The sequence below is a fragment of the Pseudomonas sp. W5-36 genome, assembly GCF_046540455.1.
GTDB classification, from domain to species: domain Bacteria; phylum Pseudomonadota; class Gammaproteobacteria; order Pseudomonadales; family Pseudomonadaceae; genus Aquipseudomonas; species Aquipseudomonas graminis_B.
Window position 1 is genome coordinate 1 of the sequence record NZ_JAXCIQ010000010.1, and the last position, 14,713, is coordinate 14,713.

At 56.2% G+C, this 14,713-nt stretch carries 9 protein-coding genes; 4 read left to right on the top strand and 5 right to left on the bottom strand.

All coding sequences use genetic code 11. The features are described 5' to 3' along the window. Positions 1–174: 174 nt before the first annotated feature. Positions 175–2,430 carry a hypothetical protein gene (locus SLW74_RS16810; RefSeq protein WP_410929566.1) on the bottom strand — a complete coding sequence of 752 codons (2,256 nt, stop codon included), beginning with the start codon at positions 2,428–2,430 and terminating at the stop codon, positions 175–177. 83 nt (positions 2,431–2,513) lie between these two features. After that, positions 2,514–5,333, bottom strand: a complete 2,820-nt coding sequence (locus tag SLW74_RS16815; protein WP_410929567.1) for a hypothetical protein — start codon at positions 5,331–5,333, stop codon at positions 2,514–2,516. A 332-nt stretch (positions 5,334–5,665) separates the two neighbouring features. On the opposite strand from SLW74_RS16815, the gene SLW74_RS16820 reads away from it, so the two are divergent. The 3 genes from SLW74_RS16820 (at position 5,666) to SLW74_RS16830 (ending at position 12,117) form a co-directional block, all read left to right on the top strand. Further along, positions 5,666–8,455, top strand: coding sequence for an autotransporter outer membrane beta-barrel domain-containing protein (locus tag SLW74_RS16820; protein ID WP_410929568.1), 2,790 nt, complete (start codon positions 5,666–5,668; stop codon positions 8,453–8,455). Positions 8,456–8,653: 198 nt separating this feature from the next. Continuing rightward, complete coding sequence (locus tag SLW74_RS16825; protein ID WP_410929569.1) at positions 8,654–10,918, top strand: autotransporter outer membrane beta-barrel domain-containing protein; 2,265 nt, start codon at positions 8,654–8,656, stop codon at positions 10,916–10,918. Between the two features lie 305 nt (positions 10,919–11,223). After that, positions 11,224–12,117, top strand: coding sequence for a PA4780 family RIO1-like protein kinase (locus SLW74_RS16830; protein WP_192133180.1), 894 nt, complete (start codon positions 11,224–11,226; stop codon positions 12,115–12,117). Positions 12,118–12,196: 79 nt separating this feature from the next. Here the strand turns inward: SLW74_RS16830 and SLW74_RS16835 are convergent, their stop codons facing one another. The 3 genes from SLW74_RS16835 to SLW74_RS16845 form a co-directional block, all read right to left on the bottom strand. Beyond that, positions 12,197–12,649 carry a DUF2599 domain-containing protein gene (locus tag SLW74_RS16835; RefSeq protein ID WP_065987690.1) on the bottom strand — a complete coding sequence of 151 codons (453 nt, stop codon included), beginning with the start codon at positions 12,647–12,649 and terminating at the stop codon, positions 12,197–12,199. Between the two features lie 17 nt (positions 12,650–12,666). Further along, positions 12,667–13,599: an Ig-like domain-containing protein gene (locus SLW74_RS16840; protein WP_192133178.1), complete on the bottom strand. Its 933-nt coding sequence runs from the start codon at positions 13,597–13,599 to the stop codon at positions 12,667–12,669. Positions 13,600–13,879: 280 nt separating this feature from the next. Continuing rightward, positions 13,880–14,260, bottom strand: coding sequence for a hypothetical protein (locus SLW74_RS16845; RefSeq protein ID WP_065987688.1), 381 nt, complete (start codon positions 14,258–14,260; stop codon positions 13,880–13,882). Positions 14,261–14,415: 155 nt separating this feature from the next. Here SLW74_RS16845 and SLW74_RS16850 point away from each other — a divergent pair, with 155 nt between their 5' ends. Beyond that, positions 14,416–14,613 carry a heavy-metal-associated domain-containing protein gene (locus SLW74_RS16850; protein WP_065987687.1) on the top strand — a complete coding sequence of 66 codons (198 nt, stop codon included), beginning with the start codon at positions 14,416–14,418 and terminating at the stop codon, positions 14,611–14,613. The last annotated feature ends 100 nt before the right edge of the window (positions 14,614–14,713 follow it).

A 14,713-nucleotide genomic window follows, 5' to 3' on the forward strand; every position in this document is an offset into this window, starting at 1 on the left:
TATAGGTGTTATCGACAGCGTTGTTCTTGTTGGGATCAAGCACGTTGAATGCGTCTGCAGGCTCGACTTTAGGACGAGGGTAGGGTGTTGCGTTAATGGATAAAGTGCCGTCAAGCGCCTGCTTGATCGCAGCCGTCAATTTGTCTTTTTGGTCGGTGGTGAGGGAAGTGATCTTCATTTTCTTTTGCTCCTTCCAAGATTGCGCGTTGTCATCTTGATGTTGTCCCACAGCGTCCAGTCGGTCTCTCCGGTAACGCGGATGAAGTGAATGGGCAGGGCGGTGGTGGAAATGAAGTGATGATTTGTCGTTGCTGGCAGGGTTTTAGTCTCGACGATAGTTTTACCGGCATCCAGCAAGTCGATACGGGTTTTACCGTTGCAGCCATAAATGTCGAATTCAATTTTCGAGCAGTCGCGTCTCAAATCCATCAGGACGACTTGGGTTCCTGGTTGGTTGGCCGGATGTTGATAGCAAATGTGAAGTACAGGCAGTTGCAACGCCGCCGCCCCGTCGGGGGGTACGTCATCGCGTATCGGGAATCCTGCCTGGCCGTTGCCCGACTCAAAAAACAGTGTGATGTAATCGGTGCTGAGCGTTCCTCCGGCCCGGATCATCGCGCCCGTGCGTGACGTGAAATCATCCGTGATCTCGTTCGGGATCGGATCAAGGATCGCAAGCGTTCGGGTGACTGATTTGCCGCTGCCCCCAGCCGTACGCTTTACTTCATAAAACACATTAACGGTGCTGCCGCGGCTTGGATCAATCTGCGCTGCCAACACCGGCCAATCGAGGGACTGATTATCGCTGGCGATCGTAAACGTCTGCGACGCACTGCCCTCTTGAACGGGGCCGGTCCAGTAAATCGTCACTTCGTCCAGGCGCTTGAGGGCAGCAGCGACGCCATCCACATGTACCGAAGTGCCATTGGGATTGGCCGCCGGATCGAAAATGTCGCCAGGGGCGTTCAGCACCGTCGGGATGGTAAGCAATATGCTTCCGCTGACGGTGTAAGCCGTGACCTCTGACTTCAACGTTGCCCCACCCGGTTTGTTAACGCGATAGCTTATGCTCAACGAGCCACTGGCCAGGGGCGTGAGTAGGTTTTTGTTTACCTCCATGTCTTTCCCAATCGAGGCTTCACCATTCCCTACGGTATAGGTGTCCGAGTACACCAGCGCGTTACCGGCCTCCGTCAGCCCCTCCCAGGAGAGAAAAATCACATCATTCTCTGCTTTACCGGCATAGGCAGGTATCCGAACCAGTACCGGATCCGAGATCACGCCAATGTCTATGTCACCGACAACGCCAGGGATCAGTGGTGCTGTCAGTTGCGCGGGCACACCGACCACAGTGATGGTGGTGCGTTTCGAACCTTTGCCTTGTACCAGATAGCTGACAACTGCCCCGCCACCGGCAATGGCCACAACATCAGCGTTGGCCACGGTGAACTCCAGATTGAGTCCGCCTCCGGGGTATGTTGCTGGCCCAAGGACCTTTTCGAATGGCATACCGTCCGCAGCTCTGCCCTTCCAGTTCAGCGTTATCGAGTCCCCGGCAGCGGGAATTCCGTTGTCGTGGGGAATTTCGACCTGGACATTGCCGCTGCCCAACTGATCGAGATCGATGATGCTCACCCGCGTCCCGGCTACTTTGACGGCCGGTGCTGGAGGAGCGTTGGGATCAACGATGACGTTGGTAAAAGCTGGCCTGGACACGAGCGAGTAATTGTTGACGATGTCCCTGATCTCATAACTCACCGTCACGGGGCTGCCGTCGCCCGCACCAATGAGCGTTTCTCTGGGGATAACAACGGTCTGAGGCTGACCTACCTGCGCGCTGTCCAATGGAGGCTGTGTAAGTCGAACGCCGTTCCAGATGACCGTGAGTTCGTCGCCTTCGGCCATGTACAGCCATGGCGCGACAGTGACACTGACTGGGGTATTCTCGTCAGTTATGTCGCCTGCAGGTGTAATACTCGCTACGGTCAGTCGGTCATTGAGGTAGGGCGTTGAAGCGTCGGTATCAGGTCCGCCGGGCACTGACAACTTTACGCGCACCGTTCGTTTGCCTGACGGTTCAGTTGAGTCGCTGAGTTGGTCATAAATGGTGTAATAAACTTCACCACTGGGCTCGACAATGGAGACCGGATAGAGGTTGAACGCCATGAAGCTGTTTTGAAAGTGCGATTCCTCCAATGAGAAGGTCTGTACAGTTTCGTCGTTCCAATAGAGCGTGACGAAGTCTCCCGGTTGGTAAGCCTGGATATTTAACCGAGCCTGCAAGAACACGGGCTTACTGGGGTCGTTCAAGTCATCCCAGCCTAAGCCAGGCCTCGCCGACCCGTAATCCATAACGGGGATGATCAATGGATTGAGCGCTAACGTTCCACTTGAGCGGGGTGAGACAGTGCCGTCTGGTAAAACTGCCATAACATGATTCCTTTCAGAGCGAACGGTGTTAGAAGCCAGACCTCTACAACAGGGCCCTACTGCGCCCTGTTGTAGAAGAGTGACTACGCGCGAGGAATAACTACGGTTCTCGAACGCGAATCGGCCGGTATTGTAGGGTTGATCGGACAAACAAAAAGGTCTCCTACTGGACCCAGTGCGATCCGGATATACTTCTGATCCGCCTCAACAGGTGTGCCAACTTTATTGGTAATGGAGTAATTCACCGTGCAGCCAGCACGGCAGATTTTTTGCAGATAGGGATTATAAGGAACAGCAAGTTCGTAATAACCCAGTGCTATTTCCTGGTCGGTGATCTTGTGGTCGATGACAACAAGTTCGGTCCCGGAGATTTCCGGAGACGTGGGGTCAACCAGACCTTCCCGACCCACAAACCTCAAGTTGATGAGGTCATCCTTGGCAATGTTGCTCACACCCTTCAGCATAATCTGGATGGGCGTTCCGTCCAGCCCGTTTACTCTGTTGATCACATTCTGAACGGTATCCTCTTCGGGGAATATCGCCTTGGCTAACGAACCGTCCCCTGGCAGTAAGCCTGGCGATTGCACATCGACCGGTGTCGGTTCGGATACTGCAGTCGCTACCTGATTGCTGGGGGGCAAATCACGGCTTACGATGTAGAACACATCTTTCAGTCCGGTCGAGGCTCCCACTGTCACTGCGGGTATAGTGATTTTCGCATCTTGTTTTTCATTTGCGAGGGTAATGGGAAATGGCGTTCCAATGAGTATGCCGTCCCAACTGACTTGCACCCGATCCCCTGGTTTCCAGATAACCATCCCGTCTTTGCCGATATGGGGAACAGTGGCTACAGCATCCTTGTTGAAGTCGCCAGGCGGAATCACGTTATCACCGCCAGCGCCGCTGTCACCGACGACGACCAGCGGCACGAGGTTTTCATGCCAAGGCGTTCCTGGGTCTGGATCGGGGCCTGGGCCTGGGCTGTCGAGATTTACGTTAACGGAAGTTGACGGAGAAGTGTTTGCAAGCACGCTCCCGCGCCATACTTCGTATGTAACTAATTTGCCGTTTCCGCTGCCTTCGGCTAGAACATCCGCATAAGGCAACTTGATCACTTTCAAAAATGCGGGTGGGGCAGGGTTTAAGTCGGCCGCCACCAACGTCACGGGCGGCATTTTCGTATTGCCCCATACGACGTAGATTCTGTCGCCTTCCGCAGCGTTCGTATAATTCGGTATTTCGACTTCCACCAGTTCAGCCGCATCTTGCTGAGTCACGACGCCGTGTGCTTCGTTGTCCGGAACCACCGGAGGCTCAAGATCAGTTGGCGCTTCAGTCAGGAGTACTTCAATAGCGACAGGATTCGAGCGTGAACTGATATTGCCGGCCTTGTCCGTGAGTCGATAAGCAAAGTAAAGGACCTTGTTGCCCATCGGCTCGATGTCTGTGACCAAAAACTCGACATCCAAGGCTTTGCCTGCGCTTGCATCTGTCAGCGTAAAGGTGCCGGGAAGATATTTAGCGTCGTCCTCTGCTGCGGTATCGCTTAGCCACAGTTGCGCAACATCCAGGCCGGCGCTCAGATACCAGGCGGGCAGGCTGACGGGAATGCCATCACCGACGACATCCGCCAGGGTAATGCCTGACAGTTGCTCCTGGGTGAATTCCAGCAAAGGCATGTCGGGGGGCGAAGCTCCACCTGGGGCTTCGCGATCGAAGATCACTGTTACAAGATTTCCTGACAGACCTTCTCCGCTGGAAAGCGGGTCAAAAACGCTGTAATCGAGTGCCCATGGCGTGGTGCCCGTTGCAGGAAAATCCGTTTTGGGAATCGCCAAATCGAACACGAAGCTGCCATCATCTGACTCGGTCTGGGTAATAGGGCGTTGAGGTCCTAGTTCCGTCGCTGTTCCGTCTTCGGCCACCCGGTACAACTGAATGACGGCGCCCGCCGGAAACTCGGGAACTTTGTTCGGGATGCGAACTGGAAGATCCGCACCCAGTATCGCAAGAGGAAGAGTGCCGTCCGGAAAGACCGTGTCTGGCACTTGGAGTGGGGGGAGTAGGGTGGCAACAAGCTTGCCCACGCCGTTATCGACCGATGCGCGACCGCTTTTCTCAAAACGTTTTTTTGATTTGTAACGCCAGCGTGTCAATGACACAGGAATTTCGCGGCTGCGTGCCACCTCGGACTGGTTCCCCAACCCGTCCCTCAGTTGATACGCGAAATATTGAGGAACATCACCGTTGATGAGCAGGAGAGACTTGGGGAAGCGCGCAAAGGTAGTTTCGCTGATACTTGTGACTTCCACCGCACTCTCGGTGACCAGCACTCCTTCCGTTTCAGAAGTGCCCAGCCATGGCGTAAGAACATCCCCGATACGCTTGCCATACCAGAGTGGCGCCCGGACTTCGAGGTAGTCGTCCGTCAAGTCGCTCTGTGCGATGCCGTCGAGTTGCTCAGGTGTGAAGCTCAAGTAGGGAAGCGGCGTTCCACCTGGAGGTTCTCGATCCAGAATCACCTCCACAGGCAAATTGGATAAGTCCTTTACGCTGCCAGAGCCTACGTAGTAATCCACGTTGAACGTTACACTTTCACCCTCGGACGGAAAAGAAGCCTTATCAATAGTCATTGAGTAGTAGAAAGCGGGGTTGCCCTGGGCGGCTTGCTTGTCGGCAGCGGTGACGGTACGGCGTGTTCCGAGCGGGGTGCCTCTCACATAGAGTTCCAGAAAATCGCCGACGAAGATGTCGTCGCTGTCGGGAATTCCCACCTCAAGGTCTGCGTCCAGAAACTCAAGCGGAATCGTATGAGTAACCGGGTCTCTATTAAAAACAGTCAGTTGCAAAAGCGCGCGTCCTGCTCGAGCTCTTGTTGATGACGGAAAGATATTGTTTCCCATGTCCAACTCCCTGTGAAGATATGGCGTAAATGCCGATAACAAGATGGTGGGTTTTCAAGAGTCTGTCTGCTGTCATAAATGACAGTGCCGTGGGCGGGCGATAAATAAATGTCAACGAAAGTACTTGGCATATCAATGTGTTGTCGGCGCCGTTGGGCGGTTAGAGCGAACTGAAATAACCATTATTTCGAATGGTTATTAAAACGGGCGTTAATACGCATGCTAAATAATGAGTGCTGCATACACTTGGTTTACCCTTTGATAAGCGCCATGAGCACGCTCGGCAATCGCTAATCAATCAGGGGCGACTCAAGGAAACAGGGAGGTTAGTTATGACACGTCGTAAAGGATTCGGAACTGAAGGTTGGGAATTTCCCGTTCTCATGGTGTTTGGAATGGCCGTCAGTCATTGCGCAGGCGCGGCAATTTTAGCTCCGGGCACAACGGGTATCGTCAATGCCGGGTCGCCCGTGACATTCTGGCGACTTGATAACGCGACTCTGCTCGTCAATCCGGGGGGGGCAACTCAGGGGATCAGCGCTCAGGCAGGATCAACAGTGAATCTCGACGGTGGCTCGGTTTCGGCTATTGATCCTGCCACCCAACCTAACTCTTCCGGCGTCAGCCTGATCGTCAGCAACGGCCTGATCAACGATTCAACCATTTCATCGGTCAATGCTGTTGGCCTGTCTGTCAACCGTCAGATTTCCGGTGCAGGAGGCGGGTCGACTGCCAGTGTCACTAACAGCTCGATCAGCGGCATTGGACGAGGCGTCAATGTCGTGGGCAACAGCACGGCAACGCTGATCAATACCCAAGTGACGAGCAGCGGCAGCGGGCCCGGGGGCGTCATCGCCGATGGAGTGGGGCTGACGGTTATTGGCGGATCGTTATCCCTGCAAGGGGGGGCGGCTACCGGCAGTAACCGGGGCGCGGTTCTGACGGCCGACAACGGCGGCCGAATCACCCCGTCGCTCAGCCTGGATGGCGCCACTCTCACAGGCACCTCCGGCAGCGCAATTCTGATCGGGACAGTCGTCGGCACGGTGACCAACGCCACGGTGACCGTGCAGAACGGTTCCACGCTCAATAGCGGCAATGGCGTGATTCTCGAGGTTGGGCAGGCGGCTACGGCTTCCCGGGCATCGAACGTGAACTTTGTGGCCGATGACAGCCGACTCGTCGGTGATGTCAATGTCATCCAGGGCTCGCTCGCCGACGTCACATTACGTAACAACGCTGCTTTCACCGGCGACATGACCCATATCAACAGTCTGAACATAAATGCCGCCACCATGACCGGCAACGTCATTGCCTTGCCCGGTTCGCCGACTGCGGTCGTCATGGCAAACAACTCGACATTCACAGGATCCATGTCCGACATTGCAAGTCTTGATCTGAGTGCGAGCACCGTGACCGGTAACGTAACCGAGAGCAGTGGATCAGTTGCGAGGGTGTCCATGACCAATGGTGCAAACCTTGTCGGCACATTGAGCAACCTGGGCAGCCTGAGTCTCGATGGGAGCACTATGACCGGCGACGTGGTGCAGGACGCTGTTACCCCGGTTTCCATCGCGCTCAATAACGGTTCACAACTGACCGGGACAGTGGTTCAGGGGCAACGGATGGCCGTCGACGGGGCCTCCACGTTCAACATGGTCAGCGACTCCTCAGTGGGCGAGCTGACAATGGCTGGCGGGACGGTAAACATGCGAGCGGGCGGTCAGGGTTTCCGCACGCTCAACGCCAGCAGCCTCGCGGGGAATGGCGCGTTTACGATGGGCACGGATCTGGCCGGACATCTCAGTGACCTGGTCAACGTGGTGGGGAATGCCGATGGGGCGTTTGTGCTGCGTGTGCAGAATACGGGCGTCGAGCCCATCCAGGAGGATTTCGCGCAGAAGGTTGTGCACTCGGGAGGCGGTAGCGCGGCCTTTTCTGTCCTGGGCGGCCAAGTGGACGTGGGGACATTCGTGTACCGGCTCGAAAAAAGAGGCAACGAGTGGTTTCTTGCCCAGGCAACCACCGGTGGAGGCGAACCGCCGGTGGGCCCAGGCGAAGGGGGCGGAGGTGAACCGCCGGTGGGTCCAGGCGAAGGGGGCGGAGGTGAACCGCCGGTGGGTCCAGGCGAAGGGGGCGGAGGTGAACCGCCGGTGGGCCCAGGCGAAGGGGACGGAGGTGTACCGCCAGTCGATCCTGGCAAGCCGATCATCTCGCCGTCGGCGCGCGCCGTCATCGGAGTGTTCAGTGCCGCCCCTACTGTCTGGTACGGCGAGACCGCTACGTTGCGCAGCCGCATGGGGGAACTGCGCAACGGGCGCGATCAGGGCGGCGTCTGGGCGCGAACCTATGGAAACCGATATAGGGTCTCGGCAACGGACCAGGTCAATTACACACAGACCCAGTCTGGCATTTCATTCGGCGTAGACACCCCGGTCTCTGAAGTAGACGGGCAGTGGCTGGTGGGTGTAATGGGCGGTTACAGCGAATCCGCGCTCGACTTGCAGCGAGGCAGCGATGGTCGGGTCCAGAGTTATTATCTGGGTTTGTACAGCACCTGGCTGTCGACAAGTGGTTACTACGTTGACGCGCTGATCAAGGCCAACCGCTTCCAGAACAAGGCGGATGTGCGCATGAGTGACGGTGAAAAATCGAGGGGTAATTATCAAAACTACGGCATCGGCGGTTCTGTCGAAGTGGGTAAACACATTAAGTTTGCCGAAGACTGGTTTGTCGAACCCTTCGCACAGGTCTCGGCTCTGTGGGTACAGGGAGAGGATTACGCACTTGATAACGGATTGGAGGCCCGCAGCAACAAGGCCGATTCCTTAGTTGCCAAAGCGGGCACCCACTTGGGCAAAAATATTCCGTTGACCGGGGGAGGATTCGTTCAGCCTTATTTGAAAGTCGCCGCGGCTCATGAGTTCGCACGCAACAACGAAGTCAAAGTCAATCGGACGACGTTTAGCGATGATCTGTCCGGTAGCCGCGTTGAGTTGGGCGCGGGCGTGGCGCTTCAACTCAATAATGTGTTGCAGCTCCATGCCGATGTGGACTACAGCAGGGGCGAAAACATCGAGCAACCCTGGGGTATGAATGTCGGGTTGCGCTATTCCTGGTAATGCGCCGTTTCGCGTGGTTGCGTCTCAGGCGCAGGAAACTTCTCGATTCTTCCACAATTTGTGTACCAAGATAAGTTTGTTTAGGAAATGTCCTACATGACCGTAGGACCTTTCTTGCCGTAATTTAAGAAGTTCTCCTATCAAATGGCCTCTCTTTAAAGCCGCACATCGTTGTGCATGAGGGAGAGGAACTGTTTGATGAAATCCGAACGAGTATTTATGCGAGCTGCACCCTGGCCCATCGCCGTTTTCCTGGGGACTGCGCTCACGTGCGAAGGGGGATGGGCCAGCTATCTTCGCCCAGGCAGTGAGGCCACAGTCAGTTACGCCGATACACCGGAAGACTGGCGGCTGAATAATGCGCGACTCGTCGTCACACCGGGAGGTGAAACAGGAAACATTGATGCCCGCTGGAATTCCACCGTTGATATCGACGGTGGCACAGCGACAAGCCGGGGCAGCGCCGGCGTGTTACTCGAGACAAGCCGTGCCGTCATCAACAACGCAACCATTACCGCGCAGAACATCACGTCCTCAACGTCGGAAGCCAGCTTCGGACTGCATCTGTATCGCTATGACACGGACACGGGCGGCTCAAGCGCGGTTGTCACTAACAGCATCATTTCCGGTGCCGGTCGCGGGATTAACGCATTCGACGGCGCTGAAGTTTCACTGGTGAACACAACCGTCAAAGGCAATGCTGGCGTCGACACAGTGGGGCCTATTTCCGGTGGTGTCGGTATGGTGCTGGGCGGCAGTCGCGCCACGATGTCGGGCAGCACCGTCGTAGGGGAAAACAACGGCGTGGTCATGGTATCGGGTCGAACAGGGGCTCAGTCTTCTGCCGCAAGCCTGGTTGTGGCCGATGGTTCTGCGGTCGTGGGTGAGAAGGGCAGCGCCATCCTGGTCAGTGCCGGCAACTCTCCGGCTGTCGAAACCAGGATCGATGTCGCCAACGGCTCCACCCTCAAAGGTGGCAACGGGGTGATCCTCGAGGTAGAAAACGCTGCTATCGCCACATTCAACGTCAGCGCCAGTCAACTGGAAGGTGATGTTCTGGTGCAAGAGGGGTCTACCGCCAAGCTGTCGCTGGATAGCAATGCCAGTCTCACAGGCAAGGTGACTAACGCTACGAGCCTCGCTATCGATCACTCTTCTGCGTGGATCATGCAGGGCCACTCCTCAGTCAACTCGCTCTTGCTGAACGGTGGGACCGTTGATCTGCGAGGAACGACACCCGAATTCAGCCGCTTGACACTGGGCCAACTGGAAGGCAATGGCACATTTGCCATGGGCACCGATCTGGCGGCTGGCGAGAGTGATTTCCTGGAGGTGACAGGAACTGCCGTCGGCAGTTACCAGCTTTTGGTACAGAACACCGGTGTCGATCCGGTTCAGGCCAATGATACCCACACCCTCGCGCATGTGGCAGAAGGCGATGCACAGTTTTCTCTGCTCGGCGGCAAGGTCGACTTTGGCACCTACGCCTATCAGCTTGAGCAGAACGTGGCCGAAGGCGGCACGGACTGGTCGCTGGTGAAGACCGACGAGCTCTCCGAGTCTTCACAAGCCGTGATCGGCCTGTTCAGCGCCGCGCCAACCATTTGGTATGGCGAATCAGCGACGCTGCGCACTCGCATGGGAGAATTGCGCAACGGTACTGATCAGGGCGGCGGCTGGATTCGCAGCTACGGCAATAAATTCAATATGTCTGCGGGTGGCGGCGTGGCCTATAAGCAAGTCCAGCAGGGGGTAGCGTTCGGTGCTGACGCGCCTTTACCAAGCAACGAGGGCCAATGGCTTGTGGGCCTGATGGGCGGTTACAGCAAGTCCGACCTGGACCTTCAGCAAGGCACATCCGGTACGGTTGACAGCTATTACCTCGGCGCCTACAGCACCTGGCTTGCCGATGATGGGTTCTATGTCGATGCGCTGATCAAGGCCAACCGTTTCCAGAACCATTCCGAAGTGCGCATGAGCGATGGCGAGAAAGCAAAGGGTAATTACAACACTGCAGGCGTCGGTGCCTCGGTAGAGGTCGGCAAGCACATCAAGCTCGCAGATGACTGGTTCGTCGAGCCCTTCGCTCAAGTTTCCGGGCTGTTGGTCGGTGGAGAAAGTTACGATCTCGACAACGGCATGCGCGCCAGCAGCAACCGGGCCGATTCGTTGCTGGGCAAAGCCGGTACGCAAGTGGGCCGCACATTCACGCTGGACGATGGGGCATTTGTTCAGCCCTATATGAAGGTGGCCGCTGCTCACGAGTTTGTGTCGCGCAATCGCGTCAGCATCAACGAAAACCGCTTCACAAACGACCTCTCTGGCTCTCGCGTCGAGTTGGGGGCCGGCGTTGCCGCGCAAATGACCGACGTGCTGCAGTTACATGCGGATGTCGACTTTATGAAGGGCCGCAACATCGAACAACCTTGGGGCGTAAGCGTAGGCGTTCGCTATAGCTGGTAACGAAGACGCAACCATTTGCTGTCATGGAAGGGGTCTTCAAAGGCCCCTTATTTCTGAGTGTTCGCTTGGCATCCGTGACGTTAGGGGGGCCTTCCTTTGATATGACCCATTGGCAGAGGGCTTTATGGCTGATCGACAGGGTATCGCTGCGCCCGGCATGAAACCTGCTTTGCAGGTGTAAGCGCCGTAGAGGCAGGTATTGAATCCATGGTCGAGTCGCATAAGCCCCTACTCGCCGACAGAGGATTGCCGTATAACGAGCAACAATCGCGTGTTTGGCAACGAAGGACCCCCAATAAAAGCTGATGAAGACTCCTAAACGCATTGAACCCCTGATCGAAGACGGTCTGGTCGACGAGGTGCTGCGCCCGCTCATGAGCGGCAAAGAGGCAGCTGTTTATGTGGTGCGCTGTGGCAAAGAGCTGCGGTGTGCCAAGGTTTACAAGGAGGCCAATAAACGTAGTTTCCGTCAGGCGGCGGAATACCAGGAGGGCCGCAAGGTCCGCAACAGCCGCCAGGCCCGCGCCATGGCCAAGGGTTCGAAGTTCGGCCGCAAGGAAACCGAAGACGCGTGGCAGAACGCTGAAGTCGCGGCGCTGTTCCGTCTGGCAGGGGCCGGCGTGCGAGTGCCCAAGCCGTACGACTTTCTCGAGGGCGTGCTGCTCATGGAGCTTATTGCCGATGAGTACGGTGATGCCGCGCCGCGTTTGAATGACGTGACGCTTGAGCCCGATCAGGCGCGCGAGTATCACGCGTTCCTGATTCAGCAAATCGTGCTGATGCTGTGTACCGGCCTGGTGCACGGTGACCTGTCCGAGTTCAATGTGCTGCTCACGCCTACCGGGCCGGTCATTATTGACTTGCCGCAAGCGGTAGATGCTGCGGGCAACAATCATGCATTCACCATGCTGGAGCGCGACGTCGGCAACATGGCGTCCTACTTCGGCCGCTTTGCGCCCGAGCTGAAAGAGACGCGCTACGCCCGTGAGATGTGGTCCCACTTCGAAGCCGGCACGTTGTCCCCTGCGACCGTGCTGACCGGGGAATTTGCAGATCCGGACGATATTGCCGACGTCGGCAGTGTGTTGCGCGAGATCGAAGCGGCGCGACTGGATGACGCAAGGCGCCAGGCCGCGCGAACGGCGGACGATGCGCCGCCGAACAAGTCCGAAGAACCGCCTCCGCCCTGGATGCAGTAGCAAGCCGCCAATGAAGCGCTGGATCAGTGTCCAGCGCTTCATCTAACGATGCTCAGCCACCGCCAGGTCTGGCAGGGATTCAGTGGTAGACAGGGTCCGGATCGGGCTCGAGAGGGTTGCATCCGGCTGCTACCGTTTTGGTATACCCCACGTATGGCCTCCACGGCTCCAGATTCCACTCAGGTTTTTCCCGCGCGATGTAGAGGTGACAGGTCAATTGATTGATCATGCCCCGGTTATTCGACCAGTGTTCGCTCTGTCCGAACTTCTTGACGACTTCATAAAACATGTACGCCGTTTCAGTTGCGTCGATGTAGCGGCCGCATGCACTGGGTGTCAGTGACAGCATCCATTCGTTGAATTGATAATCGCTGCTGAAGCGATACACCCATTTTCCGCTCTGAATGTACTCACTGCAGTTCTGGGCAACAGAAGGTTTAAGGGGCTGTTTCATGGCCACCTCTGCAGCTGAGAGCTGTGTGGCGGCAGCGCCGGCTAATAACGCGGCGATTAAAAGCATCCTTGTTTTCATGGGGCGTTCCTCGCCAACTAACGTTTGAACAGCAGCTTGATGAGCACATAGGCGCTCGCTATGAAGCGTTGAATAGCATCGCGCGTAGCCGGATCGAATTGCTCGATCGTTCCAGGATCGACTTCCTTGTACTTCAAGTCGTTGACCCGCAGTATTTGCGAGTAAAAGATTTGACTATTGCCGAAGCGTTTCAAGCTCCAGTTAAACAGTACGGGCCTACCCCTGTTTGCGTTCAGCCAGGTTTGATCAATAGTGAAGTTTATATAGTTGCCGTTAAACTGTTTTATAGGACTTTCAACGGTGGTCAGCCCGATGAACCGCGCCTGCGCCGAGTAGTAATCAGTCGCAAACTGAACGCGCAGGTTGTTGTTGTCCGGGCTATTGATGGTGGGCGCGGCAATGGCACCGGAATGGCCCATGACCGTCAAGGACAAGGCCAGAGACCTATGCACTTCGTTGCTGGGCGGCCGTACCACGGTGTATTTGATGGTTGCGTTGACCCCGATGCAGTCGATGACCTCGTACATGGAAATCTTGAAGACCAGCGGAATCGCAGGATTGGTTACCGTTTGGATCTCGGAGTCTATCGTGACGCTCCTGCCCACCCAAGACACACGCACCGTATCTCCATTCAGGGCACCATAGGCAGGAATCTCCACGTAACCATCGCCTTCGTAGGCGTAATAATTGATCTGCTCTCTGCCGTTCCCTGCACTTGTCGCATTTTTGAAATGGGGTTCGACAAGGTTCATCTCATTATTCTGTTGGATGTTGACGGTCCATGGATTGGAGATAACGCCATCAACGCGAGCAGTAAAGGTATGTGTGCCTTGTGCGAGCCCCGCAGCGGGTAAGTTCCATGTGCCATCGGCCTGGAGTGTGGCGGTGCCAAGAGGAACTCCATTGTCGAGAACTTGTACTGATCCTGCTGTAGGCGGAAGACGCGCCATTTTGTAAACTCCTTTTAAGTAGGGGTCGCGTGACTCCTTGTCTTGACTTCAATGTATAGATGGAGAGAGCGCGGTATGCCATGTTCTTCAAATATTGATTCGCGATAGTGTCCTGTCAGGCATATAGCGAATAACCTGCGGGCGTCGGCAGTACCGAGTTGCCTGTTGGCCGTTGTGAAAGGGAATCAGGGGAGGGTGCGCATCGCGCAGGCATCGCTAGCTGAAGTTGATTACTTTCAGCTCATCCTTGCCAGGGCGGCAAGGTCGTTCTGAGCCGTTATCAGTAATTCAAATCCGCTTTTTTCAGATACATCCCGTTGGGCCCGGACGCGATGCGGTATTTCAGAACGTCACCTGCATTGATGTGCAGGCGTGTGTTGTTCTGCGCCTCAATGCCCGGCGAGCAGCCCGGCGTCTGGCCTGGCAGTACACGCAAGCGCACAGACAGGTCGCCCGCGGGCAGGTTGAAGGAGCGAGACTCTTCCTGGTACAGGCGCCCGACGAGTTGGTCCTGCATGAAGATCCCGATTTCGCAGGACGTGGAGATCTCCAGGCGCTCGCGGGAAATGATCAGCACGCCATAGTCCTGATCGGCATGAGCCCAGGATGCGCAAGCCAACAGTCCGGCGAAACCTGCAATACGAAAGGCTGACCAGCGCATGTCTGATTCTCCTGATATGACGGTTGTAGGCGCACTCTGGCGCAGAGTACGGATGAATGCCAGCCCGGCCGATTAACTGGAAACTTGACCTTGCCCCGACGGAAAGGTCTTAGATGGCGTCATCACACGTTTTCGATGGGAAGAGGAGTCAGCAAATGCAGGTATTCAAGGTTCAAGGCATGACCTGCGCACATTGCGTGCGAGCCGTCACCGGCGCCATTCAGGGGCAAGACCCCACGGCGCAGGTGCAGATTGATCTCGCCACAGGTGAGGTGAAAGTCCAGAGTCAGCTTGAGGCTGAGCAGATTGTGGAATTGATCGAAGAAGAAGGTTACACCACGACGCGCACATAGCAGTGCTGGCCTCTTCCCGGCTAAAGCCAGTCCTACACAACCGTCGCGCGCATTGTAGGACCGGCTTCAGCCGGGAAGACGTCGGGCATCACACTGAAAA